Source organism: Microcosmobacter mediterraneus (assembly GCF_031846265.1).
Classification (GTDB): domain Bacteria; phylum Bacteroidota; class Bacteroidia; order Flavobacteriales; family Flavobacteriaceae; genus Microcosmobacter; species Microcosmobacter mediterraneus.
Genome location: NZ_JAVRIA010000002.1, coordinates 314,706 through 340,107 on the forward strand (window position 1 = coordinate 314,706; position 25,402 = coordinate 340,107).

The window sequence follows — 25,402 nt, forward strand, 5'->3', positions numbered from 1 at the left end:
ACTAAAAAATTAAATGTTCTTTTGTTTTAATTTTAGAAACGTTAACACTGTAAGTTGTTATAATTTGTGGTATTCGTTGTAATTTTTCTGTAATAACTTTTTCATTAATTCGACCTGTTTCACTGGTGATTTTTAAAAGGTAATCTACAGATTTTAACTCAGGTAGCAATTGATATGTTTTCTGCACTTTATTATTCTGAAACAAGGAACCAGAACTTTGTAAACTTTCTTCTTCTGTTTTGCATTGATTAGCGATTAGATTCCAAGTTATAAATTGATCTTCATTTTCCCATTCAAAAACAGCATAGTATGCCGCAAAATAATTAAAGTCTAAATCGTATTTCTGACGTGATAATTTTAAGTTTAATTTCTGATTTATAAGATAGGCTAACCTGTAATCTTTAATTCTGCAATGTACAGCAATTAAAGAAAATGATGCATCGTAAAAATCATCAACTACTAACTTATGAAGTGCCATAACTATTATTCTACCAAATGTAAAGATAGTATAATAGATGTTTTTAAGTGATAAGAAACCACTAATGTTAACAGTCTATTAATACGAAAACGATTGCGTTAATACAAAAAAACTGATATTTGAATAATGAAATTTATATGAACCGTGTAATCTGCTTCTGAAAAGCAAAAAATGCACGTTTTGAAGCCTTTTCTTCGGCTTTCTTTTTTGAAGTTGCTCTGGCTTTAGCTACCACTTTATCATTAATAGACAGCTTTACTGAAAAATGTTTAAGATCATCGTTGCCTGTATCTTCATAGACATTATAATCAAAACTATTTTTTTCTTTCTGACACCATTCTATAAGCAGGCTTTTGTAACTAATGACCTTGCCTTCAAGTTTTTCAATATCTACATGTGGATTAATGACACGTTTGTATATAAATTTTTCGCAGTACTTATAGCCTTTATCTAGGTATATAGCACCAACTAAAGCCTCAAATAAATTACCATGTATATTATTACCGAAATTTTGTTTTGGAATATTAGTTTCTACTAAATCAATAAGTTTAAGTTCTTTTCCTAACTCGTTAAGATGTTCTCTACTTACTACTTTAGATCGCATTTTAGTTAAGTAACCTTCATCTCCATGAGGTACTTCTTCAAAAAGGTAAAATGCTATTACCGAGCTTAACATAGCATCTCCAACAAACTCTAAGCGTTCATAATTAATGGCATTGCCATTTTTATCTTTCAGATTCATGGATCTATGTGTAAATGCTTTTACATAAAGTCCTTTCTTCTTGGGTTTAAACCCTACGATTTTTTCAACGCGTAAAAAAAAATTCCCGCCTTTATCAAAACGGGAATTTAGTATGTTACGAATGAAGCTCATTCGGGATTTAATCTAATTTTTTGAATAATACACAAGCGTTGTGACCGCCAAATCCAAAGGTATTACTCATTGCTATTTTAATATCTCTTTTTTGAGCTTTATTGAGTGTTAAATTTAATTCTGGATCTATGTTCTCGTCAACTGTTTCATGGTTTATTGTTGGTGGTATAATACCATGCTCAATAGCTAAAATTGAAGCAATAGCTTCAATAGCTCCAGCAGCACCCAACAAATGACCTGTCATAGATTTAGTAGAATTAATATTAATAGTTTTGGCGTGGTTACCAAATACTTCAGATATAGCTTTTAACTCGGCAACATCACCTAATGGTGTAGATGTCCCATGAGTATTTATATGATCTACGTCTTCAGGATTTAAACCAGCGTTTTCTAAACAATTTTTCATCACTGCAACAACACCAATTCCATCAGGATGAGGAGCTGTCATATGATATGCGTCAGAAGATAAACCTCCACCTACAACTTCTGCATAGATTTTAGCACCTCTTGCTTTAGCGTGTTCATACTCTTCTAAAATAATAGAACCTGCACCTTCACCTAACACAAAACCATCTCTTGTAGCATCAAAAGGCCTAGATGCTGTTTCTGGGCTATCATTTCGAGTGCTCATAGCATGCATAGCATTAAAACCTCCCATACCAGCAATAGCAACTGCAGCTTCGCTTCCACCAGTAACAACAACATCGCAATGTCCTAAACGTATAGTGTTTAAAGCATCGATCATTGAATTAGCAGAAGATGCACAAGCAGAAACTGTGGTGTAATTTGGTCCCATAAAACCATATTTTATCGATATGTTTCCTGGTGCTATATCAGCAATCATTTTTGGGATAAACCGTGGATTAAATCGAGGTGTTCCGTCACCAGCGGCAAAGTTTAGCACTTCTTCTTGAAATGTTTCTAAACCACCTATACCAGCACCCCAAATTACGCCTACTCTTAATTTGTTTATCGTCTCTAGATCTAATTTCGAGTCTGCAATCGCTTCATCTGAAGCGACCATTGCATACTGAGAAAACTTATCCATCTGACGAGCTAACTTTCTATCAATAAAGTCAGTAACCTCAAAGTTTTTTACTTCACAAGCAAACTGTGTTTTGAACTTTTCAGCATCAAAATGTGTTACAGGCGCAGCACCACTTTTTCCACTAATAAGACCATTCCAATATTCATCTTTGGTATTGCCTATAGGTGTAAGTGCTCCTAGACCAGTAACTACAACTCGCTTTAATTCCATAAAAAAGAGTTATTATTTTGCGTCTTCTATATAAGAAATCGCTTGACCTACTGTTGCAATGTTTTCAGCTTGATCGTCTGGTATTTGAATATCAAATTCTTTTTCAAATTCCATAATTAATTCTACAGTATCTAATGAATCTGCACCTAAGTCGTTAGTGAAGCTCGCTTCAGTTACAACTTCGTTTTCATCAACACCTAATTTGTCTACGATAATCGCTTTTACTCTTGATGCAATGTCTGACATAATCTTTTAATTTTTAAGTTTTAATTAGACCGCAAAAATAAAAAACTTTATTTTAAAAATCATCTTTACCGATAAAATGTGCTCTTTATTGCAGAAAATCGACAGATGTCTTTACTTTTAGTGTCTAATTGTAAATTATTATTCTTTTTTTTGTTTTGAATAATAACCGTTATACCTGTAAATGAAACGTATTGTAATTTTTGCTTCCGGAAGTGGATCTAATGCTGAAAATTTAATTAAGTTTTTTCACAACAGCGATAATGCGACTGTTATTCAGGTATTGACTAACAATCCTCATGCCAAAGTTTTAGATCGATGCAAAAATCTGAATGTTAGCGCTTTATCGTTTAATAGAGTGGCGTTTTCCAAATCTAAAGACGTATTAAACCTATTAAAAAGCTCGCAACCAGATCTTATAGTCTTGGCTGGCTTTCTTTGGAAATTCCCAGGTTTTATCTTGGATGAATATAAAGATAAAGTCATTAACATTCACCCTGCACTTTTACCAAAATTTGGCGGAAAAGGTATGTATGGTATGCATGTGCATGAGGCTGTAATCGCTAATAACGAAACCGAAACTGGGATCACCATTCATTATGTTAATGAGAATTATGATGAAGGTGCTATTATTTTTCAGGCAAAGTGTGAGGTTGAGACTATGGATACTGCTGAAGATATTGCTGCTAAGATTCATGATTTAGAGATGAAGCATTTTCCGAAAGTTGTAGAAAAATTGTTGGGCGCTGAGGCTCTCGAAGTGCCTAACTAAAATTACCTTAGTGTGCCTTCGAGAGCCTTAGCCACCATTATATTAAACGAAAATAGTTGTCTAAAAAAAATAAAAAATATTATGTGGTTTGGAAAGGACACCATCCTGGAGTCTTTGAATCCTGGGAGGATTGTAAAGCGCAAACTAAAGATTTTAAAGGAGCAGTTTACAAATCGTTTTCATCTTTTGATGCTGCTAAAAAAGCTTTTAAAAGCAATTATAAAGATTACGTTGGCAAGTCTAAATCCTTTAAGAGCGAATTATCAGATGATGATCTAAAAAAAATTGGAGATCCAAATCTAAAGTCTATTTGTGTGGATGCAGCTGTTAGCGGTAATCCTGGGAAGATGGAATATCGTGGAGTGGATACAAAAACTAAAAAGCAACTATTTAAACAAGGTCCTTTTGAAGAAGGCACTAATAATATTGGAGAGTTTTTGGCAATTGTTCATGGTTTAGCATTGTTGAAGAAAAACAACAGTAAACTTATACTGTATACAGACTCTAAAACTGCAATGAGTTGGGTTCGTAAAAAACAATGCAACTCTAAATTAGAGCGGAATAAAGCTAATAAAGATATGTTTGAGCTTGTTGATCGTGCAATAAACTGGTTGAAAACGAATGATTATTCAACAACAATTGTAAAATGGGAAACTAAAGCATGGGGAGAAATTCCTGCAGATTTTGGGCGCAAATAATTAAAGCTATAACTTATTTTTTTGTGTAAATTTGCACCTAATTTCAAATCGCTTTTATGAGCAAATTAGTTATCGTTGGAACAGTAGCCTTTGACGCTATCGAAACGCCTTTTGGCAAAACAGATAAAATTCTTGGAGGAGCGGCAACATTTATTGGTTTAGCTGCTTCACAATTTAAAGTTGATGCCTCAATTGTCTCTGTTGTTGGAGGTGATTTCCCGCAGGAATATTTAGACCTTTTATCAGATAGAAATGTTGATATTTCTGGTGTTGAAATTGTAAAAGATGGCAAAACGTTTTTTTGGAGTGGACGCTATCACAATGATATGAACTCACGAGATACTTTAATTACAGAGTTAAACACATTAGCAGATTTTAATCCAGTGGTTCCAAAAAACTACAAAGATGCAGAAATTGTAATGTTAGGTAATTTACACCCTTTAGTGCAAGCCTCTGTATTAGACCAAATGACTAATAAACCTAAGTTAGCCATCTTGGATACTATGAATTTTTGGATGGATAGTGCTCTTGAAGATTTGCATAATGTTATTAAAAGAGTCGATGTTATTACCATTAACGATGAAGAGGCGAGACAACTAACAGGAGAATATTCTCTAGTTATGGCTGCTAAAAAAATTCATGAAATGGGCCCAAAGTATGTGGTCATTAAAAAAGGAGAACACGGCGCCTTATTATTTAATGATGATAATGTATTCTATGCTCCAGCATTGCCACTAAAAGAAGTATTTGATCCAACAGGAGCAGGAGACACCTTTGCTGGAGGATTTGCAGGTTACATTGCAAGAACAGGAGATATCTCATTTGAGAATATGAAAAATGCAGTCATTTATGGTTCTACTTTAGCATCATTCTGTGTTGAGAAATTTGGGACAGAGCGAATGCAAAATTTAGGGACTTCAGAAATTCAACAACGATTAAAACAATTTAAGAATCTAACACAATTCGATATACAACTAAATTAATACTACGCGCTTTAACGAGCGCGTTTTTATTTACTCAAATTCTGTAATTCAAATGAGTGATTTTTTAAAACATGAATGTGGTATAGCTTTAATAAGGTTACTTAAGCCTTTAGAGTATTACAAGGAAAAATATGGCACTGCTTTCTATGGTGTAAATAAGATGTATCTTATGATGGAAAAGCAACATAATAGAGGGCAAGATGGTGCTGGTTTTTCTAGTATAAAACTCAACACTAAGCCAGGAGAGCGTTACATAAGTAGAGTACGTTCTATTGCACAGCAACCCATTCAGGATATTTTTTCTCAGATCAATGGCAGAATTAACAAGGAAATGACTGAGCATCCTGAGTATAAGGATAATATTGAATTACAAAAAGCAAATATTCCGTACATAGGTGAGTTGTTTTTAGGTCATGTACGCTATGGAACTTTTGGCAAAAATAGTGTAGAAAGTGTACACCCTTTTTTAAGGCAAAACAACTGGATGCATAGAAATTTAATAGTCGCTGGTAATTTTAATATGACTAATGTTTCTGAGTTATTTAATCGATTAGTTGATCTAGGACAACATCCTAAAGAAAAAGCAGACACGATCACGATCATGGAGAAAATCGGTCATTTTTTAGATGATTCAGTGACAAAAATTTATAAAGACTTAAAGAAAAAAGGCTACAACAAACGAGAAGCATCTCCTAAAATTGCTGAGTTATTAAGTGTTTCAAAAATCCTAAAAAAAGCGTCTAAAGATTGGGATGGTGGTTACGCAATGGCAGGGCTTTTAGGTCATGGCGATTCCTTTGTTTTAAGAGATCCTGCTGGTATAAGACCCGCTTATTATTATAAAGATGACGAGGTCGTAGTAGTAGCATCAGAACGTCCTGTTATACAAACAGTTTTTAATGTAGAATTTAACGATGTTAAAGAGTTAGAACCTGGTCATGCAATTATTACAAAAAGTTCTGGTAAAACAGCTATAAAGAAAATAATAGAACCCTTAGAGCGTAAAGCCTGTTCCTTTGAGCGGATTTATTTTTCAAGAGGTAGTGATGCTGAAATATACCAAGAACGGAAAGAATTAGGGAAATTATTAATGCCTAAAGTCTTAGAAGCCATTGAAGGTGACACAAAAAACAGTGTGTTTTCGTATATTCCTAATACTGCAGAAACGTCATTTTTTGGAATGATAGAAACTGTTGAAGAGCACTTAAACTCAGAAAAAACAAAAGCTATATTAGCAGGAGGTGGAAAACTATCTAAGCAAAAAGTAATTGATATCTTATCTGAGCGTCCTCGTATTGAAAAAATAGCGATCAAAGATGTTAAGCTAAGAACGTTTATTACTGAGGATAGTAGCAGAGATGATTTGGTAGAGCATGTTTATGATGTTACTTATGGTGTTATTAAGCCGACAGATAATTTGGTAATCATAGACGATAGTATTGTAAGAGGAACGACTTTGAAGAAAAGTATTGTTAAGATGATGGATCGTTTAAATCCTAAAAAGATTGTTGTAGTATCTTCTGCGCCTCAAATACGCTATCCAGATTGCTACGGAATAGATATGGCAAATCTTGAAAGTTTAGTAGCTTTTAGAGCTGCGCTTGCCTTACTTAAAGATACCAATCAATATCACCTTGTAGAAGAGGTCTATAAAAAATGTAAAGCGCAATTAGATTTAGCTGATGCTGATATTGAAAATTTTGTAAAAGAGATTTATAATCCGTTTACAGCAGAAGAAATCTCTAATAAAATAGCAGAACTCCTTAGCGACTCATCTGTAAATGCTGAGGTAAACATCATTTTTCAGTCAATTGAAAATTTACATAAAGCTTGCCCAAAGAATTTAGGTGATTGGTATTTTACAGGAAACTATCCTACAGTTGGTGGAAACCGCGTAGTCAATAAAGCTTTTATTAATTTTTACGAAGGCAATAAAGAACGTGCTTACTAAGCAAATTATTGATTTATAACACTTTGTCCGAAAAATTTAGTGTTTTAACCTAAAAAAGTGCATTTCGTCTAATAATTATGTGCTCTTTCTAAAATACGTATACATTAGTAGAACCATAACATAAGTAGGTTAAGTTCATGGTAGATTTGGGGCAAAAAAAGGTGAACTCTCTGTTCACCTTTTTTTATGCGCATTTAATAAATAGCCCTTCACCTTCACATTAAACCTATTCTTTTATTCTTATAAAAACTTTCTATTTCTCGTTTAAGCTAATAATTGAGTAGTTTATCCAAAAAATGTGGTTATTAGAATTTACTGCCTTTATATTTGACTCACCATAACATAAGTAGGTTAAGTTTATGGTAGATTTGGGGCAAAAAAGGTGAACTCTCTGTTCACCTTTTTTCATTTAAGTTCTACACAAGATTGTAGAACTTTTTTTATCGTAAATGTTTACTGCCTAATTTTTATTAGCTGCTTCTTGTGATCGTCTTGCCTCTAATGCTTCTCTACTCAGCTTGGCTAGATTAAAATTAGGATCTATGGCAAGAGCATCGTTCATAAACTGTATGGCTGTTGCTACGTTTCCTTTTTGATCTTCGTTAAAAACGGCTAGACCTTTTAAGCATAAAAACGCTGCTTTTAAAGAGGTCTGGTAAGGCTGCTGAGATTCGTAGAAACTGCGTTTCATGTCGTCTTTAGAGTTAGCAATGCCATACTCTATATTTTGTTTAGCCTCCACAAATTTTTGCAACTGAATCTTTAAGTCAGCAAGCTCATAAGCAATATAAGGATTGGGTTTTCTTTTAAATAATTCCTCATAATGCACTAAAGCTTTTTCTCTTTGATTTAATGCTTTTAATGCAATTGCTTTTACCTCAACATTGAGATCTGAATCTCCAGTACCAAGCTCTATACCAATAGTATTGAGAGCCTCTAAGTTACGACCTTCAGAAGCGTACACATAGGCAAGTGTATCTCTCCTTGCTTGTAATGGTGAAAGAACCTCTAGATGTGTCATTGCGTTAATAATACCTTGTACATCACCATGATTTTTCATCTGTTGGTAATAGGATTCAAAATGTTTTACTAATTCTGAATTGGATTGTGCAGATACTTGTAATGTAAATGCAAAAAGCGATAGGAAAACTAATTTTTTCATTATATAATTTTTAGCTGCGCAAAACTATAAAAATTAGAGCGATATGCCTCTTAAAACAATCCTAATTTCTATATTTTCACTTTAAATGTATACTCTAATTCTGTTTCAATCTCAGAAGAATCAATAATCTTGCCAACACTAGAAAGCATTGTATTAAAAGTTGGTGGCTGTAAACCTAAAGCCTCAGCTTTACTTCTGTAATAAATTTCTCTGGCTGGATGATAAGGGTAGCTTAAATTGTAAGTGTTATTGGTTGAGTTCTTTTGAAACAATAAAGAAACAATGTTAACACAATCCTCTAAGTGAATTAAATTTATTGGTGCTTCTGGATTTTTAATATCTGTTCTACCTGATAGCATATGTATTGGATGTCTCTCATTTCCTGTAAGGCCTGAAAATCTTATAATTAACGTTTTAAAGCTGTTATTAGTTGCACACAGTCTCTCAACCTCTATCAGTTGTTTTGCTTTTTTAGAGCCAGCATTAGGTACGGTTCTATTATATATTATTGAGAAGGGGAACTCATCTTTAAAGACAGACGTAGAACTTATTAATACTAACTGACTCACAGATGATTTTTCAATAAAGGGAAGTAATTGTCTAATCTTGTTTATATAATTTGCATTAGGGTTTTTACGTAAACCAGGAGGTATATTAAGTACCAAGATATCAGAACCTTCTAAAACAGCCTCAATATTACCATCAATACTATCCTCTAAAACTCTTAAAGAATAAGCCAATATGCCAAAAGCTTTTAAGTGCTGCAATTTTTCCTGAGATGTTGTGGTTCCTTTTACTAAATAACCTTGTTTGAGTAACTGTTTAGCAAGTGGAAGCCCAAACCAACCACAACCAATAATGGAAATTTGTTTATTCAATATAGCATCGTATTATAGATTATAGCAAAGTTAATGTTTCTTAGTGTTTGTAGAGTGTTATAATAATATGTATATTTAAGTACATTAAAACGAATATGTTATGGGAATTAAAAGCTTTCAAGGATCAAGAAAACAACAGCAAGTAACTGATAATACATCAATAAAAGTAAGTGACTATATGTCTAGAGACCTTATTACCTTTAGACCAGAACAACCCATTGAAGAAGTTATTAATACCTTAATTCGTTTTAAGATTTCTGGCGGTCCTGTTGTTAATGATAAAAATGAACTCGTTGGTATCATTTCTGAAGGCGACTGCCTTAAACAAATTAGCGAAAGTAGGTATTATAACATGCCTATGGAAAATGATAACGTTGAGAAACGTATGGTTAAAAACGTTGAAACCATTGATGGTAATTTAAATGTTTTTGATGCTGCAAATAAATTTTTACAGTCTAAAATTAGACGATTCCCTATAGTTGAAAACGGTAAACTTGTTGGACAAATTAGCCAAAAAGATATTTTAAAAGCTGCAATAGAACTCAAAGGACAAAACTGGAAATAATCCTTTTAAATTCTCTTATAATCTACTTTGGCAGATGGCTCATCTGTGATCACTAATTTTTGCTCATTACTACTTTCTAATGTAGCAATACGTGTTGATCCATATTGAGACATTGGAGCGTTCATTTCTTTCCACTTAGCAATACCACCAACTGTAATAACTTCCCCAATTTCTAGGATTCGTTCAGTGTAACGTAAACGTTTGTTAAATCCTAAAATCGTTTCACTATTTACATTATATCGCTTTAACAGGTTTTTAAACTCTGGAGTAGGATCATTAAAAGTCCCTGAGTTAGCACTGTGATCAGATACCATAAAGCTCATGTAGTTTTTAGGGTTTTCTTTTGGTTTTACCATAACCACCTCACCTTGTTGTTCAATAAAAAAATCTTGAATAGCATAGTCGCTAACTAACGTTTTCCAGTGCGAACTTTTTCCTGTGCTTCGGTGTTGCTCTATTTTTATATGATAAGCCACACAATCTCTTCTGGTAAAAGGTGCTTTTAAAGGTTCATGAACATGCAGAACTTTGCCAGTGGTTTTTGTAAGCTCATTAGTTCTAAATTGAGTAATGCGCTTTGCTTTAAAGGATTTTAAAGCTCTCAGAATTTTTTGTTTTCTGCTAAAATAGTAAGAGACAAAAATGATACTACCAAAAATTAAGATAATAATTGCAGCAATAGCTAAGGTATCTGTTTTTATAATTATACTAAGATTTTTTAGTAGCATTGGTTAGCGTTATGGTTACTATATATGTATTGAAACTGATGAAAACGTTACACCTTACTAGCTTTCTCGTTTTACTAATGCGTAGTAATCTCCTTCTAGAGGCAGGTAACCTTGATCGTAGACAAAATAGTAAATAGCTCCTGCTTTTGTGGTGTAAATACTTGTAAAGTAATTAAAGTCAAAACCATGTTCAATAAGCTTACTTCTTGACACTTTCTTTTTCTGATCTGGATTTAATACTTCTAAAATTCTATAATTTTTACGCAAGCGATTATTCGTGTTTCGTATTAAGTTTTTACTATCCTTATTAATACGATTATTGTAAGCGTTTCTGCAACCATCACTACAGAATTTCTTATCAACTCTTCCGATAATATCGTTATCACACTCTGGACATTTCTTTTTCATAATCAATTTTTTTTAGCTCGTACCAACGCAACTCTTTTTTAAGTTTGTCTTCATAGAAATCTACTGTATAGTTAAGACCTATTTTAAGTAAGACTTTGTGAGATGCCTCGTTTTCTTTTTCTGTAATACCATAAATAACATTAAGACCAATTGTATTGAAACCATAATCCAAAGAGGCTTTTGCGCTTTCAGTAGCATAACCTTTTCCCCAAAATTCAGGTAACAATCTATAACCAACATCAAAAAAGTTATAGTTACCATTATATTGATGTTTCTTGTTATAAAATCTTAAACCAGACCAACCTATAAAATGACCTGTATCTTTTTCTTCAACTACCAATCGACTAATCCCATAACGCTTATAGTCTTCGATTACTTCATTAATATAGTTTTGAGACTGACTTTTATCTGTAAAAGGTTTATTGCCTAAATATTGATGAACTAATGGACTAGAATCTAATCTAAACATATTATCAAGGTCAGTGTTTCTCATGTCTCTGAGAATAAGTCGATCAGTTTCTATTGCAAATGAAATCATAAACCAATGTACAAATTATTCGTTTACAAACGACTACGTTTGTGATGCAAGCTCATAAATGAAGTAATACTTAATTGATATACAACCTAATTTTCTAGCACTCTTTCCCAAGTGCTTAAAGACAAACGCTCTGTTCCGTTTTCGCTAATTAGTCCTGTATCTCGCCATAATTGTCCTAGGTCTAATAATTCTGGAGGGAAGGTTTCCCAGAGTGCATCATAATCTTTATGAGTCCACCAAATTGTAAACTCATAATTTTGGTTTTGAGCATTGTTTAATAGGGTTTCGAGATATAGGTTTTGGTCGCTTTCACTCCCATTAATAGAAACATTTAAGTTTGGCACCACAAGGTTTTCGGCTAAATGACTGGTTTCTACAAAAGCTACAGGACTATTAACGTTGTTGTGCAAAAAATTAAACGTGTCTTGGAAGTCACTCTCAGTACTCTGATTATTTAAAAACGGATAATAACTAATGGCTATAAAATCTAAGGTGTTAATGTGGCTTAAAATATCATTGATATACGCAGAAGTGTCTGTTGTATTTGGCTCATATAAATTGTGAAGTGATATAGATTCTGAAATTTTTAAATCGGAATGCTCTTCTTTTATTCTGCTTGTAACATTGGCCATAAGTTGTTTGTAGCCAAGCCATTTCTCTGGAGCTCGCAATCGTAACTCATTAACCTCAATGGCAATAACTAAATAATCGGGTGAAAAAGCGTTTACTAAATAGTTTATATGTTTTACGTAAGCGTCTTCTATATGATTGTCGTTAAGATTAGTATAGTTTGGTATGGAGCCATCAAAATCTTCTGCTAGTTCGTCTCTGTTACTATTTAATAAACTAACTGAAAGCACTAAGTCGTGTGTATTGATTTTACGGTTTGCTCTACCTTCAATTTCGTTGGTAAAAGTCTGTGGTAAGTCTAAATTATTAATCCATGCATTCCATGGAATTTTACTATCTATGTGTTCTGCATAAATGTCTGCCGTGTTTTCAATAAAGGTGTAAGTATCGTTTACATCTTGTAGATTAGGTCCAAAACTCCAGGTGGTAAAGCCCATTTTAAATGATCTAGAATTAGGCTCTGTTGTATTGCTTGTGTTACAGCTAAAACTCGTAAAAAGCAAAACACCAATAAAGCATTGTGCTATTTTAAAACTATAAATATATGTAATGCTATTATATTTAGCCATGACTCTTTTTGTCATAATGAAGTACAACTCATTAATAAGTTCTACATTCTAAAAATAAGTAAAAATTAAACACTAATCGTAAAACCTTGATTATTATTTGTTTACTCATTTTTAAATGACTACAAATATTTACAAACGATATTAAATACGTAACTACCGACTTATATTTGGTTGTCCTCTCATATTTGCACTGTCGAAACATAAGAACTCGATAGTATTAACTGTTTAACATTAAAAATTTAAAATTATGAACACGCTAAGAAACAAAGTACAGTTGATTGGACATTTAGGAAAAGATCCAGAAATCGTAAATTTAGAGAGTGGTAAAACACTAGCTAAATTCTCTATTGCTACTAACGAAAGCTACAAAAATGCGCAAGGTGAAAAAGTAGAAAACACCTATTGGCATAATGTTATAGCTTGGGGAAAAACAGCTCTGATTGCTGAGAAATTTTTAGTTAAAGGCAAAGAGGTGGCTGTAGAGGGTAAATTAACTAATCGCTCTTGGGATGATAAAGATGGCAATAAGCGCTACACTACAGAGGTGGTTTGTAACGAGCTTTTAATGCTTGGTAAATAACACTAAAAAAAGCCAGATGTTAACATCTGGCTTTTTTTAAGCTACTTTTTTTAAAAGGTCAAAACAAGGACATTTTTTACAGCGTTTTTGTTCTGACTTTTTATATTTTTTGCAACACTTTGTTTTGCATTTTTCTGCAAAAGCACAACCATTAAGTGTAATGGTTTTTAAGCGTTGCTGTTTTAATTTTTTATTCGTTTTCTTTCCCATCTCGATGTAACACCAAAACAGGAACAAAAATACTTATTTTTAATAATTCTAAATAAATTTTAACAATTATTCTAACGGTGTGTCAGCAGCGCTTTGTACTGTAAGCTGCTGTATGTCTCTATCAAACAGATATAAACCTCCTTTATCATCGCCAATCATGTTTATTTTATCTAAGATGGTTCGCGCTGTGGCTTCCTCCTCTATCTGCTCAGACACATACCATTGCAAAAAGTTATGAGTAGCGTAATCACGTTCTTGTAGTGTAATATGCACCAATTCATTTATACTTGTAGACACAAAAATTTCGTGATCTAGGAGTTTTTCAAACATTAATTTAAAGGACTTAAAATCTACGTTTGGCGCTGATAAATCCGAAATATGAGCGTGTCCTCCACGTTCATTTACAAACTTCACCAACTTTAACATATGCTCACGTTCTTCGTCTGATTGGTCGTACATAAAATTTGCAATTCCTTCTAAGCCTTTCACCTCAGCCCAAACAGCCATGGCTAAATACACCTGAGACGACTCAGCTTCGATACGAATTTGTTTATTTAATGCGGTTTCTATTGTTTTTGATAGCATAGTTTTCAGTTTTACTCAAAAATACTGAATATCTCGTAAAAATGATTCTAAATACCATAGAGTTAGTAAATTAATGGATTGGCTTTTTTATCTTTATATTTCTTAATAAAAACAGATGTCAATTCAACCCAAATTAGTCCGATTTAATGATAATGTACTAGCAAAGTATCAAATCTATAATAGCATCTTTATGACGCTCCCTTTTGATGCTATAACTAAAACAGGTGTCTTATTACCATTATTTCATGAAACCTGCGACAAAGGATTTGCACAAGGTGATGATCCTACAACAATTGTTGAGCGGTTTTTTGAGAAGTATCAGGCAAGACGCTCTAAAGAAAGTCAGATAAAACTTCTGTTTCGTTTTATACAATATATAGAACGCCAAGTAGTTTTGTTTGATGCTATTGAAGATGCAGCTTTTCCGGTTGTAAATAATATGGATGGCATTGGTACGCTTAGGCATTTAAAAGAGAATGCTGTTTCTGACGGTAAGCTAGAAACACTTATAAAATATCTTAATGAGTTTAAGGTAAGAATTGTGCTTACTGCACATCCTACACAATTTTATCCAGGTTCAGTTCTTGGCATTATTACAGATCTTACCAAAGCTATTGAGGCTAACGACCTTTTGCTTATTAATAATCTTTTAGCTCAACTCGGAAAAACACCGTTTTTTAAAAAGAAAAAACCAACACCTTATGATGAAGCTATCAGTCTTATTTGGTATTTAGAACATGTATTTTATGAATCTTTTGGGAAGATTTTTGATTACATACAACAAAATATTTATGATCAGTTAGATATGCCTAACGAAATCATAAATATTGGCTTTTGGCCAGGAGGTGATAGAGACGGAAATCCATTTGTAACTCCAGAGACAACATTAAAAGTGGCTCTAAAATTAAAGCAAGCTGTTCTTAGAAATTATTATAGAGATATAAAACATCTAAAACGAAAGCTCACATTTAAAAATATAGAAGAGCCCATTTTATATTTAGAACGAAAGCTGTATGATGCTAGTATAAGTCCTAATGCCAAGAATGCCATTACCTTAGATGAATTTATTACAACTCTACAGACCATTAAAGACATTATTAAAAATGAGCATCAGTCGTTATATCTCAATGAGATTGAAAGTTTAATTAATAAAACATCCTTATTTGGGTTTAGATTTGCAACCTTAGATGTAAGGCAAGACAGCAGAAAGCATAACGACGTGTTCCAAGATGTTGTTAAAACACTACAAAAGAAAAAGGCTTCTGTTTTTCCTGATAACTTTAGTGAGTTAACACCAAAGCAACAAGTTAATGCACTTTCAAAAGTAAAAGGAAAACTCAATATAGCATGGTTTAAAGATGAGTTTAGCATTAGAACTTTAAAAACCATGGAAGCTATCAAAGAGATACAGACCTCAAATGGTGAGCTTGCTGCCAATCGATATATCATTAGTAACAACCAAACAGCCGTAAATGTGATGGAACTCTATGCGATGTTAAAGATTACGGCATTTGATGACGCATTACCAGTAGACATTGTTCCGCTTTTTGAGACGGTTCCAGATCTAGAAAATGCAGGTTCTGTAATGGAAACGCTTTATACAAATAAAGCATATAGAAAACATGTAGAGCAAAGAGGCGATAAACAAACGATTATGCTCGGCTTTAGTGATGGAACTAAAGATGGTGGTTACCTCATGGCAAACTGGGCAATATTCAAAGCTAAAGAAGCCCTTACTAAAGTATCAAGAAAGCATAAAATAGCAGTAGTGTTTTTTGATGGTCGTGGAGGACCTCCAGCTCGAGGTGGTGGAAAAACGCATAACTTTTATGCGTCTCTAGGACCAACTATTGAGGATAAAGAAGTACAATTGACCATACAAGGTCAGACGATCAGCTCTAATTTCGGAACCTTAGATTCGTCTCAATATAATATGGAGCAATTGATAAGCTCAGGTATTTTAAATAGATTGTCAGATACCAATCCTAAGCTGTCTCGTACAGATAAGAGCACGATGAATAGCTTGGCAAAAATCAGCTATAAAGCATATAGTAACTTTAAGCAACATCCAAATTTCCTAGGGTATTTGGAACGAATGAGTACACTAAAATTTTATGCAAAAACAAATATAGGTAGTCGTCCATCGAAACGAGGAACATCTGATGAATTGGTGTTTTCAGATTTAAGAGCCATCCCATTCGTAGGAAGTTGGAGTCAGTTAAAACAGAATGTTCCAGGGTTTTTTGGAGTAGGAACTGCCTTGAAGCATTATGAAGATAAAGGGGAATTTAGAAAAGTCAAGCAGCTTTATAAAAACTCTAGCTTTTTTAAAACCTTGATTGAAAATAGCATGATGTCATTATCAAAATCGTTTTTTGATCTTACAAAATACATGTCTGAAGACGAGGAATTTGGAGGTTTTTGGACCTTGATTTACGAAGAGTACACGTTAAGTAAACGCTTAATTTTAAAGCTCACAGGTTATAAAGAACTTATGGAAGAGGAGCCTTCAGGAAAAGCGTCAATTGCTGTTAGAGAGTCAATTGTGCTTCCATTGTTAACCATTCAACAATTTGCTTTAAAAAAGATTCAAGAGCTAAGAAAACAAGAGGAGATTGATCCAAAAGAATTAGATATTTACGAAAAAATTGTGACGCGCTCTCTATTTGGAAATATCAATGCGAGTCGTAATTCTGCTTAAAGCATTCTTTTTCTAATGGATGGTTAATATTGAAAAGATTTTTTATTTTTAGATTAAAACCAATATTTTTTAAAAATGAAAGCTACTTTTTTTTGTGTTTTATTATACTTCATGTTTACTTCCTGTAAATCGGAGTCGAAACAAATAGAAATAAACTCTGAACAAACAAAACTACCTAACATTATTTTATTGGTTGGTGATGATCAAGGGTATCCATATTTCGGATTTATGGGAGCAGATTATGTACAAACACCTCATATGGATAAACTCGCTGCAAGCGGAACCCTCTTCACAGAAGGTTATGTGCCACAAAACCATTGCAGACCGTCATTACAAACACTAATGACAGGAACCTTACCGATCAATTATGAGCAAGATGTTGAGAAATTGATTAAAGAGAAACAAATCCCAGAAGATTCTATAGTAGGTTTCAAACATCATGCGATGCGGCACTTTAATACCTTGCCAAGGCTTTTAGCTAAAAAAGGCTACAAAAGTTTTCAAGGTGGCAAATGGTGGGAATTCAATTACCAAAATGGCGGCTTTGATGCTGGGATGACCAAAGGCTGGAGAAAGGGAGATAAGAAAAATGACGATTGGTTTTTACAATTTATGGGAGGTGATGGTCGTCAATTAGCGCGTGCGACTATGCAGCCTGTTTATGATTTTGTTGAAACCAATAAAAATGATCCATTCTTTATTTGGTTTGCACCTGAATTACCGCATTATCCATTTGATGCACCAGACAAATATTATAATATTTATAAGGATAAAGACATGACCGAATCTGCAAAACGTTACTACGCGAATTGCACATGGTTTGATGATGGTGTTGGTGAATTAGTAAGATACCTAAAAGAACAAGGAGAGATTGATAATACACTTTTTGTTTATGTCAACGATAACGGTTGGGAGCAAGAACCACATCAAGAATTTAGACATGATTCTTTGCGCTGGCATAATGGAGGTGACAAAGGGAAACTATCGGTTTACGATCAGTCTTTTAGAACACCAATTATTTTTTCATGGAAAGATAAGATTGAAGCTGGAGCAAAATCAAAAGCATTGATGCATAGCGCAGATATTCCTGCAACCATTCTCGATTATTTGGATATCGACATACCAGAAGGTTATTTTGGAAAGTCCTATAAATCTTTAATCGAAGACACATCAAAATCTGATAGAGCTATTATTATTGGGCAAGCCACTCAAATGCGTTCAGAAGATGATATGATGGGAATGAAGATTGAAGCCTATTGGGCAAGAACAAACAATTGGTTCTTTCAATGGAATTTAACTTTAGAGAGTATTGCACTTTACGATATGAATAATGATTCAAGAAATGATACTAACTTAGCTGAGACCTATCCCGAAAAAGTAAAAGCTTTTCAAGGAAGAATTGAAGCTTGGAAAGCAGAACATAAATAAAACTTGATAATTGTAATATCTAAAAGAAAATATCCTGAGCCAATCTAAAGGTATTGGCATGTGCTTCTACAATAATTTTTATATCAGGCGAATAACCGCCTCCCATACTGCACATCACAGGAATATTTTCTGATTTACAGGTTTCTAAAACAAACAGATCTCGCATTTTGCAACCTTCTAATGTTAAACCTAATTTGCCCAATTTGTCAGAAGCAATGACATCAACACCGCACAAGAAATAAATGAAATCGGGCTGTACTTGTTTGATTAGTCTTGGAAGTGTTTCATACAGAATTTTCAGATAAGTTTCATCATCTGTGTCTGTTTCTAAAGCAATATCCAAATCACTAAGTTCCTTTTTAAACGGATAGTTAGCTTTGCCATGCATCGAAAAGGTAAATACAGAATCATCATTCTGAAAGATTTGAGCAGTGCCATTACCTTGATGTACATCTAAGTCGACGATTAAGATGTTGTGAGCCAAATTTTTATGCTGTAGATAACGTGCTCCAATGGCTTGATCATTCAGTAAGCAAAAAGCCTCGCCACGATTGGTATAGGCGTGATGAGTACCTCCAGCAATATTCATTGCAATACCATGTTCTAAAGCAAATTCACTGGCTTTAATTGTACCATCAGCAATAATAACTTCACGTTCGACTAAAATATTACTTAAAGGAAAACCTATTTTTCGGGCGGTACGTTTGTCTAAAGTCAGCTGTTTTAAATCATTGAAATACGCTTCTGTATGTACACGAAGAATATGTTGGTCATTAGGGATTTCCGGTTGAAAAAAACTATTTGAAGTACAAGTGCCTTCATAAATAAGCTGTTCTGGTAATAGCTCGTATTTGAGCATAGGAAAGCGATGTCCTTCAGGAAGCGGATGTTTATAAATAGGATGGTATGCTATTTTGAGCAACGACTAGTCTTCAGTGTTTATGATTAAGGTTTCCGAAACAAAAGAATTTCCGTTGACAACACCTTCTATGTAAAGATTAATATTTTCAGCTTTAGTGTCGTAAATATAAAACTCTAGATTTCCGTTATCATCTGGTTTTAAATTAGGAACCCAACCAATGACGCCATATTCTTTAAAAAATTTAGTGTTGTAATATTGATACTTTGGTGTGTAGAATCTTTTTGCATTACTAAAACGCAAAGGTACATCGTAAGTAACCACATTTTCTGCTTTGTTAAGAGGAATATTGTTTTGTTTGGTATATATTTTAATAAAGCCTGCTCCACCTCGTATTCCACCTCCTATTCCATACAATTCATATTCAATGTAATCTACAACATCCATAGTAATAAAAGTCAGCAAACTAAAGTCTGAATTAGAGCCAGAAGTGGTTAAAAGGGCATCATCTAAGTAAACTAATGGTACTGGATCTTTCCAGGTAATTCTAGGATTAATTATACTAAGTGTTCCTGAAAAATAATCGTATTGAGTTGACCAACCCAAACGTTGCAAATAGAGGTCTACACGAAGTCCAGGTCTACGCTCATAATCTTCAATAATATCTACTTTGGAATTCACTGCTTTATTTGCTAATTTTTCTGCTCGGCTTTCACTAACGTCTGTTGTAATGACTACCTCGTCTAGCTCTTCTGCATTTTTCCAAGACTCTAATGAATTTGGTATAGCTATCTGATTATCTCTAAACACGTCTGCTTCCTTTATGCTTGAAAACGTATTGGAGTAATCAGCAAATTCTGAAGGATAAAATTGCAAGTAAAGTGATGGCTTGTTTTTAAATTTATCTTTTTGCAACTCAAGAAATCCGATTCTAAATAAATCGTCTTCTGTTGGTATTAATGATTTTGCTGTAAACACTTTATCAGTATCTGATAACTCAAATAACTTGGTTTTAGAATTCTCTAGAGGATAGACGATGTAATTACCCTTACCTTTTTTGCCATTAACGTTGGCAACAACATCAATTCCCCTTTCAAAAGGATATGCAAAAACTTCATTATAATTAAATATCTCATCCCAATTATAACTACTCCAGCCTTGAGTAAGCATAAGTAGGTCTAAATTGTACATAGTAGCTCTACTTGAATCTTTAAAATAATTGTGCCCATTTTCTATAGCTCCTTTTATATAAGGCTGAATATATGTCTGTGATAATATAGAATTATGATGATTATACGACGCTGTGTTTGATGGCAAAACCGAGACGCTTAAGGATGAGTAATCTTCTGGTTTAAAATCGGGTAATTTTAAGGAGATTACAAGGCTATCAACCTCAACATTTAATGAGGTTTTAGATACTTTTTGCCTCTTAATGCCTTGATTATTAAAAAATAAACGCTCTAAAACAGGTTTGTTATCTTCATCAAAAACTGTAAAAATATTAATACCTGAGTACAGCTCATTCATTGGATACGCCATAACAAGTCTTTGATCTTCATCAAATCTGAAATCTGAAATTTTTATTTCACTATCATTATGAAGTGCGAGCTTAAATACTTTTTCTTTTATCATAGAGAGTGAAGCAGAATTTGTTTTAAATTCTAACAACACTCTATCTTTAGCTCTCATTAGTTGTAAGTTTAAACCAATCGATTCTATAGAACTGATTGGTTCTGAAACAACTTCATCTGCAAGATCTAATTCTATTGTATATTGATTTCCTTGTGAAGGTGTAAATAGTGTTTTGGCAATTCCAACTTCATTTAGTGTAAATTCTGAAACTACATTGCCATTGTCATCCTTTATTCTACCTGTTGCATTACCTACACCGTAACCCAATTCATTTTTTGCAACAATACCTATGTTGTTAGAAACATCATAAAGAATATGACCACCTTCTCCTAAGGTTTGTAAATCTACAGAAAGATTAGAGCTTTTAACAGATTCAATTTTAGCATTATTATCCGCGTCCAGCACTTTAAATGTTTGTTCAAAATGGTTGGCCTCTTTAAAGTTACGCATCCAATTTGTATAAGCCTTAAATGTATAAATGCCTGTAGATAACGAATCATCTACATTAAATACATTATTAGCAACGCCATTATTAACATATACTAGCTTCTTTTTTAAAATATTACCTTCCTCATCAGAGATTGTACAATATAGATTAGAAGTATTAGGTGAAAGCTGTTTGGTGTTTTTGTCTAAAACATAAGCCTTAAAGCCAAGCATCTCTCCTTCTATATACACTGATTTATTTAAATGCACATAAGCCAATTCTCTTGGTGCTGAATGGTAGTCTTCAAAACTATCTGCTATATCAATTTGTTGTGCATTCGTATTAGCAATAGATAGAATTGCACAAATAAATAATACCTGTGTTAATTTAGAGAGAAATTCTTTTCTGATTATAGAGATAGCTTGCATAGTGCTCTTTTGATGGTTTATGCAAATTTACTCAAAAACCACACCAAATTTGTAGGGTTTAACTTATCCTTAAGTGCCTTTTTAGCTTAAAATAAGTAAGTTGTAAGAAATGTTGTTTAGCTTATTTGCAAACCATTTTTTACCTCCAAGGTCTCGTCTGGGTTTACAAACACCAACTTACCATCAATAGTTTCAGTCATTAAAATCATACCTTCACTTTCTACACCTCGTAATGCTCTTGGCGCAAGATTAACTAATACTGTAACGCGTTTTCCGATAACCTCATCTGCTGAAAAGCTTTCAGCAATACCAGAAACGATAGTTCTAGTATCAATACCTGTATCAACTTTTAAAACTAAAAGTTTTTTTGTTTTAGGCATTTTTTCTGCTTCTAGAATTGTGCCTACTCTAATATCTAACTTGGTAAAATCCTCAAAAGTGATGGTGTCTTTCTGTGGTTCGACAGTAGCGTTTACTGCTTCATTTTCTTTTTTTGAAGCTTCCAGTTTATCGAGTTGCGTTTGTATTTCTTTGTCTTCAATTTTAGTGAAGAGTAAGTCTGCTTTATTTATTTTATGATTAGCAGGTAATAAATTCTCAGAAGCTGCAACGTCATTCCATGACCTCTCGACTTCATTTGATGAGGTGCTAAGTATTGATTTAAGTTTATGCGAAGTGAATGGTAAAAAAGGTTCACATAACACAGAAAGTGCAGACGCTATTTGTAATGCTACATACATAATTGTTTTTGTACGATCCTCATCTTCTTTAATTACTTTCCAAGGCTCTTCATCTGCTAAATATTTATTGCCTAATCGTGCTAAATTCATAAGTTCTTGACTACCTTCTCTAAAGCGATAACGTTCTATAGAACTAGCAATTACGGAAGGGTAAGCTTTTACAGTTGTTAAGGTTTCTTTGTCTATTTCTGTAAACTCAGAGGGTTCAGGAATAATACCTTCATAATATTTATGTGTTAAGACAACAACACGATTTATGAAGTTCCCAAAAATAGCGACTAGTTCGTTGTTATTTCTAGCTTGGAAGTCTTTCCAAGTAAAATCGTTATCCTTAGTTTCAGGTGCATTCGCAGTGAGTGCATAGCGTAACGCATCTTGCTTGTTAGGAAAATCTTCTAAATACTCATGAAGCCATACAGCCCAGTTTTTAGAGGTAGATAGTTTATTGCCTTCTAGATTTAAAAACTCATTTGCAGGTACATTATCTGGTAATATATATGACCCTTCTGCTTTTAACATCGCTGGGAAAATAATACAATGGAATACAATATTATCCTTACCTATAAAATGAACTAATTTGGTGTCTTCTTTTTTCCAATAATCCTTCCAGTTTTTTCCTTCATGTTCTGCCCATTCTTTAGTTGCAGAAATATAACCGATAGGAGCATCAAACCAAACATAGAGTACTTTGCCTTCACCTCCTTCTACAGGAACAGGAATTCCCCAATCTAAATCTCGAGTCACAGCTCTTGGCCTTAAACCATCATCAATCCAAGATTTGCATTGACCATATACATTAGGTTTCCAATCTTTTTTATGGTCTTTAAGAATCCACTCTTTTAAAAATGATTCATGTTTGTTTAGTGGTAAAAACCAGTGCTTAGTTTGTTTTAATGTTGGTACATTGCCAGTAATTGCTGATTTAGGGTTTATTAAATCTGTGGCATTATGGCTTGTTCCGCAGTTTTCACATTGATCACCATAACTTTCCTCATTGCCACATTTAGGACAAGTACCTATAACAAATCTATCGGCTAAAAATTGATTTGCTTCTTCGTCATAGAGTTGCTCTGTGATTTCTTCAACAAACTCATTCTTATCATACAATGTTTTAAAAAACTCGGAGGCAGTATCGTGATGAATCTTAGCTGAGGTTCTAGAATAATTATCAAACATAATTCCAAAATCTAAAAAAGATTGTTTTATAATAGCATGATATTTATCTACAATATCTTGCGGAGAAACGCCTTCTTTTTTAGCCTTAATAGTTATAGGTACACCATGCTCATCACTTCCACAAATAAAAGCCACATCATTACCAATGAGTCGTTGGTATCTAGCATAAATATCTGCTGGTACATAAACGCCAGCTAAATGACCAATATGTATTGGGCCATTAGTGTAAGGAAGCGCTGCTGTTATGGTATATCGTTTAGGAGAATTCATTTTTATTAAATAGATGTCAGGTCGAGCGCAGTCGAGACCTTGATAAAACCTCTCGACTGCGCTCGAGGAGACAAATCTCTAATTTTAAATAGATAAAACTAGCGCACAAAAGTACGCATTCTTAAAGGGATTTAGAAAAAAAATGTACTTTTACAATATGTCTAAATATGCCTTTTTTATTTCTGTCATAGCTTCCTTATTTTTATTAGGAATAAAGCAACGTACAGTACAACAAAAAAATGCAAAAACACAGAATACATTGATACAACCTCCATATTTAAAAGCAGGAGATACCGTTGCTATTGTTGCACCTTCAGGAGTTTTAATTAATCGTGGAGATGAAATTACTCAGGCCAAAAAATTATTAGAAAATTGGAATCTTAATGTTATTATAGGAAAAAACGTGTTTAATCAAAACAATCATTTTGCTGGCACAGATGATGAACGCTGCGAAGATTTGCAAAATGCCATGGACAACCCAACAATAAGTGCTATTTGGTGTGCTAGAGGTGGTTATGGAACCGTTAGGATTTTAGATAAATTAGACTATACAAAATTTAGGAACAAACCCAAATGGCTTTTAGGGTATAGTGATATTACGGCCTTACACAATCAATTGCATAATAAAGGTTTTGAAACCATACACGCCTTAATGTGCACAAGCCTTACTAAAGATTTAACAAAAATTAAACCTGCTGTTAATACATTTAAAGATGCCTTATTTGGAAAGTCATTATCCTACACATTAGAAGGTTCTAAGCTCAATAAAACAGGTGAAGTATCTGGTCAACTCGTAGGTGGTAATTTAACCTTATTGCATACCATGTTGGGTTCAGATACATCGATTAACACTTCAGGTAAAATCTTATTTATTGAAGATATTGGTGAATATAAATACCATATAGATCGTATGTTACAAACCTTAAAGCGAGCTGGTTATTTTGATAACTGCAAGGGTGTTTTAGTTGGTGATTTTACTAAGATGAAAAAGAATAATACAGCACTATGGGGAAGCTCTATTGAGCAGCTTATTATTGATGCGCTTTCGGAATATAATTTCCCAATTGCCTTTAACATGCCTGCAGGACATGAGAAAGATAATCGTGCAATGATTTTAGGAAGAGAGATTCAATTAAACGTTAGCCATAAGGAGTCAACCATACTATTCAAGAATTAATTAAAACCATAAAACTGCCCTAAATGAATCTCAACTTAACATTTTTCACACCTTCATCAAAAGTGTCTTCTGGCGCTATACTAATAAACTCAGGTGTTTCGGCTGGATTTCCTTCACCTGCAGATGATTTTAATCAGGAGCGTTTATCCTTAGATGATGTACTTGTGAAAAACAAAGAGGCTACATTTTTTGCAAGAGTTTCTGGTCAGTCTATGATTAATGCTGGTTTAGATGATAATGATCTTTTAGTTATTGATAGAAGTTTAGAGCCTGAGCATAACAAAATCGCAATTTGCTTTATTGATGGTGAATTTACTGTAAAGCGCTTGCGTGTTGAGAAAGATAATATATGGTTACAGCCAGAAAACCCAAACTATAAAGCCATTAAAATAACAGAAGATAATGACTTTATAATTTGGGGAATTGTTACTAACGTGATTAAAAAAGTATAATC

The 25,402-nt window shown here is 33.5% G+C and carries 24 protein-coding genes; 10 read left to right on the forward strand and 14 right to left on the reverse strand.

What is annotated here, in order from left to right; translation table 11 throughout:
- Position 1 precedes the first annotated feature (1 nt).
- From RM697_RS04845 to RM697_RS04860, 4 genes are all read right to left on the reverse strand, one after another.
- Positions 2-478, reverse strand: a complete 477-nt coding sequence (locus RM697_RS04845; RefSeq protein ID WP_311426733.1) for an IPExxxVDY family protein — start codon at positions 476-478, stop codon at positions 2-4.
- Between the two features lie 133 nt (positions 479-611).
- A complete protein-coding gene (gene rnc, locus RM697_RS04850; RefSeq protein WP_311426734.1) occupies positions 612-1,352 on the reverse strand; it encodes a ribonuclease III in 741 nt (246 codons plus the stop codon).
- Positions 1,353-1,359: 7 nt separating this feature from the next.
- Positions 1,360-2,610, reverse strand: a complete 1,251-nt coding sequence (gene fabF, locus RM697_RS04855) for a beta-ketoacyl-ACP synthase II (protein ID WP_311426735.1) — start codon at positions 2,608-2,610, stop codon at positions 1,360-1,362.
- Between the two features lie 12 nt (positions 2,611-2,622).
- Entirely contained in the window at positions 2,623-2,856 is a 234-nt protein-coding gene (locus RM697_RS04860) for an acyl carrier protein (RefSeq protein ID WP_027394586.1), read from the reverse strand.
- Positions 2,857-3,037: 181 nt separating this feature from the next.
- Between RM697_RS04860 and purN the strand changes: the two genes are divergently transcribed.
- Genes purN through RM697_RS04880 form a run of 4 tightly spaced genes read left to right on the forward strand, consistent with a single transcriptional unit; the run spans position 3,038 to position 7,257 of the window.
- The gene (gene purN / locus RM697_RS04865) at positions 3,038-3,625 is read left to right on the forward strand and encodes a phosphoribosylglycinamide formyltransferase (RefSeq protein WP_311426736.1); all 588 of its coding nucleotides are present in this window, start codon (positions 3,038-3,040) and stop codon (positions 3,623-3,625) included.
- A 56-nt stretch (positions 3,626-3,681) separates the two neighbouring features.
- The gene (locus RM697_RS04870) at positions 3,682-4,323 is read left to right on the forward strand and encodes a ribonuclease H1 domain-containing protein (protein ID WP_311426737.1); all 642 of its coding nucleotides are present in this window, start codon (positions 3,682-3,684) and stop codon (positions 4,321-4,323) included.
- Between the two features lie 56 nt (positions 4,324-4,379).
- Positions 4,380-5,306 carry a PfkB family carbohydrate kinase gene (locus RM697_RS04875; protein WP_311426738.1) on the forward strand — a complete coding sequence of 309 codons (927 nt, stop codon included), beginning with the start codon at positions 4,380-4,382 and terminating at the stop codon, positions 5,304-5,306.
- A 52-nt stretch (positions 5,307-5,358) separates the two neighbouring features.
- Positions 5,359-7,257, forward strand: a complete 1,899-nt coding sequence (locus tag RM697_RS04880; protein ID WP_311426739.1) for an amidophosphoribosyltransferase — start codon at positions 5,359-5,361, stop codon at positions 7,255-7,257.
- Between the two features lie 460 nt (positions 7,258-7,717).
- Here RM697_RS04880 and RM697_RS04885 read toward each other — a convergent pair whose 3' ends face one another.
- A complete protein-coding gene (locus RM697_RS04885) occupies positions 7,718-8,419 on the reverse strand; it encodes a hypothetical protein (protein WP_311426740.1) in 702 nt (233 codons plus the stop codon).
- A 68-nt stretch (positions 8,420-8,487) separates the two neighbouring features.
- Positions 8,488-9,297, reverse strand: a complete 810-nt coding sequence (locus tag RM697_RS04890; protein WP_311426741.1) for an NAD(P)-binding domain-containing protein — start codon at positions 9,295-9,297, stop codon at positions 8,488-8,490.
- Between the two features lie 100 nt (positions 9,298-9,397).
- On the opposite strand from RM697_RS04890, the gene RM697_RS04895 reads away from it, so the two are divergent.
- The gene (locus tag RM697_RS04895) at positions 9,398-9,862 is read left to right on the forward strand and encodes a CBS domain-containing protein (protein WP_311426742.1); all 465 of its coding nucleotides are present in this window, start codon (positions 9,398-9,400) and stop codon (positions 9,860-9,862) included.
- 5 nt (positions 9,863-9,867) lie between these two features.
- Here RM697_RS04895 and RM697_RS04900 read toward each other — a convergent pair whose 3' ends face one another.
- From RM697_RS04900 to RM697_RS04915, 4 genes are all read right to left on the reverse strand, one after another.
- The gene (locus RM697_RS04900) at positions 9,868-10,590 is read right to left on the reverse strand and encodes a hypothetical protein (RefSeq protein WP_311426743.1); all 723 of its coding nucleotides are present in this window, start codon (positions 10,588-10,590) and stop codon (positions 9,868-9,870) included.
- A gap of 57 nt (positions 10,591-10,647) precedes the next feature.
- Positions 10,648-10,998 carry a hypothetical protein gene (locus tag RM697_RS04905; protein WP_311426744.1) on the reverse strand — a complete coding sequence of 117 codons (351 nt, stop codon included), beginning with the start codon at positions 10,996-10,998 and terminating at the stop codon, positions 10,648-10,650.
- Positions 10,973-11,536: a GNAT family N-acetyltransferase gene (locus RM697_RS04910; protein WP_311426745.1), complete on the reverse strand. Its 564-nt coding sequence runs from the start codon at positions 11,534-11,536 to the stop codon at positions 10,973-10,975. The genes RM697_RS04905 and RM697_RS04910 overlap by 26 nt, the downstream gene beginning before the upstream one ends.
- An 86-nt stretch (positions 11,537-11,622) precedes the next feature.
- A complete protein-coding gene (locus RM697_RS04915; RefSeq protein WP_311426746.1) occupies positions 11,623-12,735 on the reverse strand; it encodes a glycosyl hydrolase 53 family protein in 1,113 nt (370 codons plus the stop codon).
- A gap of 247 nt (positions 12,736-12,982) precedes the next feature.
- Here RM697_RS04915 and RM697_RS04920 point away from each other — a divergent pair, with 247 nt between their 5' ends.
- Positions 12,983-13,315 carry a single-stranded DNA-binding protein gene (locus tag RM697_RS04920; protein WP_311426747.1) on the forward strand — a complete coding sequence of 111 codons (333 nt, stop codon included), beginning with the start codon at positions 12,983-12,985 and terminating at the stop codon, positions 13,313-13,315.
- A gap of 276 nt (positions 13,316-13,591) precedes the next feature.
- On the opposite strand, the gene RM697_RS04925 is transcribed toward RM697_RS04920, so the two are convergent.
- Positions 13,592-14,110: a ferritin gene (locus tag RM697_RS04925; RefSeq protein ID WP_311426748.1), complete on the reverse strand. Its 519-nt coding sequence runs from the start codon at positions 14,108-14,110 to the stop codon at positions 13,592-13,594.
- 115 nt (positions 14,111-14,225) lie between these two features.
- On the opposite strand from RM697_RS04925, the gene RM697_RS04930 reads away from it, so the two are divergent.
- Entirely contained in the window at positions 14,226-16,811 is a 2,586-nt protein-coding gene (locus RM697_RS04930; protein WP_311426749.1) for a phosphoenolpyruvate carboxylase, read from the forward strand.
- Between the two features lie 111 nt (positions 16,812-16,922).
- Positions 16,923-18,239, forward strand: a complete 1,317-nt coding sequence (locus RM697_RS04935; RefSeq protein ID WP_311426750.1) for a sulfatase family protein — start codon at positions 16,923-16,925, stop codon at positions 18,237-18,239.
- A gap of 19 nt (positions 18,240-18,258) precedes the next feature.
- On the opposite strand, the gene RM697_RS04940 is transcribed toward RM697_RS04935, so the two are convergent.
- The 3 genes from RM697_RS04940 to metG all read right to left on the reverse strand — a co-directional run bounded on the left by RM697_RS04940 (position 18,259) and on the right by metG (position 23,771).
- The gene (locus RM697_RS04940) at positions 18,259-19,161 is read right to left on the reverse strand and encodes a histone deacetylase family protein (RefSeq protein WP_311426751.1); all 903 of its coding nucleotides are present in this window, start codon (positions 19,159-19,161) and stop codon (positions 18,259-18,261) included.
- Positions 19,162-19,164: 3 nt separating this feature from the next.
- Positions 19,165-21,585, reverse strand: coding sequence for a hypothetical protein (locus RM697_RS04945; RefSeq protein ID WP_311426752.1), 2,421 nt, complete (start codon positions 21,583-21,585; stop codon positions 19,165-19,167).
- 116 nt (positions 21,586-21,701) lie between these two features.
- Positions 21,702-23,771: a methionine--tRNA ligase gene (metG, locus tag RM697_RS04950; protein WP_311426753.1), complete on the reverse strand. Its 2,070-nt coding sequence runs from the start codon at positions 23,769-23,771 to the stop codon at positions 21,702-21,704.
- A 157-nt stretch (positions 23,772-23,928) separates the two neighbouring features.
- Here metG and RM697_RS04955 point away from each other — a divergent pair, with 157 nt between their 5' ends.
- Together RM697_RS04955 and RM697_RS04960 are read left to right on the forward strand one after the other, a co-directional pair.
- A complete protein-coding gene (locus RM697_RS04955; protein ID WP_311426754.1) occupies positions 23,929-24,948 on the forward strand; it encodes a S66 peptidase family protein in 1,020 nt (339 codons plus the stop codon).
- A gap of 23 nt (positions 24,949-24,971) precedes the next feature.
- Positions 24,972-25,400, forward strand: a complete 429-nt coding sequence (locus RM697_RS04960) for a LexA family protein (RefSeq protein ID WP_311426755.1) — start codon at positions 24,972-24,974, stop codon at positions 25,398-25,400.
- The last annotated feature ends 2 nt before the right edge of the window (positions 25,401-25,402 follow it).

Excerpts from the sequence above, each read along its gene's own strand:
- RM697_RS04845 (WP_311426733.1), bottom strand. The coding sequence starts at position 478 with ATGGCACTTCATAAGTTAGTAGTTGATGATTTTTACGATGCATCATTT.
- rnc (WP_311426734.1), bottom strand. The coding sequence starts at position 1,352 with ATGAGCTTCATTCGTAACATACTAAATTCCCGTTTTGATAAAGGCGGG.
- fabF (WP_311426735.1), bottom strand. The coding sequence starts at position 2,610 with ATGGAATTAAAGCGAGTTGTAGTTACTGGTCTAGGAGCACTTACACCT.
- RM697_RS04860 (WP_027394586.1), bottom strand. The coding sequence starts at position 2,856 with ATGTCAGACATTGCATCAAGAGTAAAAGCGATTATCGTAGACAAATTA.
- purN (WP_311426736.1), top strand. The coding sequence starts at position 3,038 with ATGAAACGTATTGTAATTTTTGCTTCCGGAAGTGGATCTAATGCTGAA.
- RM697_RS04875 (WP_311426738.1), top strand. The coding sequence starts at position 4,380 with ATGAGCAAATTAGTTATCGTTGGAACAGTAGCCTTTGACGCTATCGAA.
- RM697_RS04880 (WP_311426739.1), top strand. The coding sequence starts at position 5,359 with ATGAGTGATTTTTTAAAACATGAATGTGGTATAGCTTTAATAAGGTTA.
- RM697_RS04885 (WP_311426740.1), bottom strand. The coding sequence starts at position 8,419 with ATGAAAAAATTAGTTTTCCTATCGCTTTTTGCATTTACATTACAAGTA.
- RM697_RS04895 (WP_311426742.1), top strand. The coding sequence starts at position 9,398 with ATGGGAATTAAAAGCTTTCAAGGATCAAGAAAACAACAGCAAGTAACT.
- RM697_RS04900 (WP_311426743.1), bottom strand. The coding sequence starts at position 10,590 with ATGCTACTAAAAAATCTTAGTATAATTATAAAAACAGATACCTTAGCT.
- RM697_RS04905 (WP_311426744.1), bottom strand. The coding sequence starts at position 10,998 with ATGAAAAAGAAATGTCCAGAGTGTGATAACGATATTATCGGAAGAGTT.
- RM697_RS04910 (WP_311426745.1), bottom strand. The coding sequence starts at position 11,536 with ATGATTTCATTTGCAATAGAAACTGATCGACTTATTCTCAGAGACATG.
- RM697_RS04915 (WP_311426746.1), bottom strand. The coding sequence starts at position 12,735 with ATGGCTAAATATAATAGCATTACATATATTTATAGTTTTAAAATAGCA.
- RM697_RS04920 (WP_311426747.1), top strand. The coding sequence starts at position 12,983 with ATGAACACGCTAAGAAACAAAGTACAGTTGATTGGACATTTAGGAAAA.
- RM697_RS04925 (WP_311426748.1), bottom strand. The coding sequence starts at position 14,110 with ATGCTATCAAAAACAATAGAAACCGCATTAAATAAACAAATTCGTATC.
- RM697_RS04930 (WP_311426749.1), top strand. The coding sequence starts at position 14,226 with ATGTCAATTCAACCCAAATTAGTCCGATTTAATGATAATGTACTAGCA.
- RM697_RS04935 (WP_311426750.1), top strand. The coding sequence starts at position 16,923 with ATGTTTACTTCCTGTAAATCGGAGTCGAAACAAATAGAAATAAACTCT.
- RM697_RS04945 (WP_311426752.1), bottom strand. The coding sequence starts at position 21,585 with ATGCAAGCTATCTCTATAATCAGAAAAGAATTTCTCTCTAAATTAACA.
- metG (WP_311426753.1), bottom strand. The coding sequence starts at position 23,771 with ATGAATTCTCCTAAACGATATACCATAACAGCAGCGCTTCCTTACACT.
- RM697_RS04955 (WP_311426754.1), top strand. The coding sequence starts at position 23,929 with ATGTCTAAATATGCCTTTTTTATTTCTGTCATAGCTTCCTTATTTTTA.
- RM697_RS04960 (WP_311426755.1), top strand. The coding sequence starts at position 24,972 with ATGAATCTCAACTTAACATTTTTCACACCTTCATCAAAAGTGTCTTCT.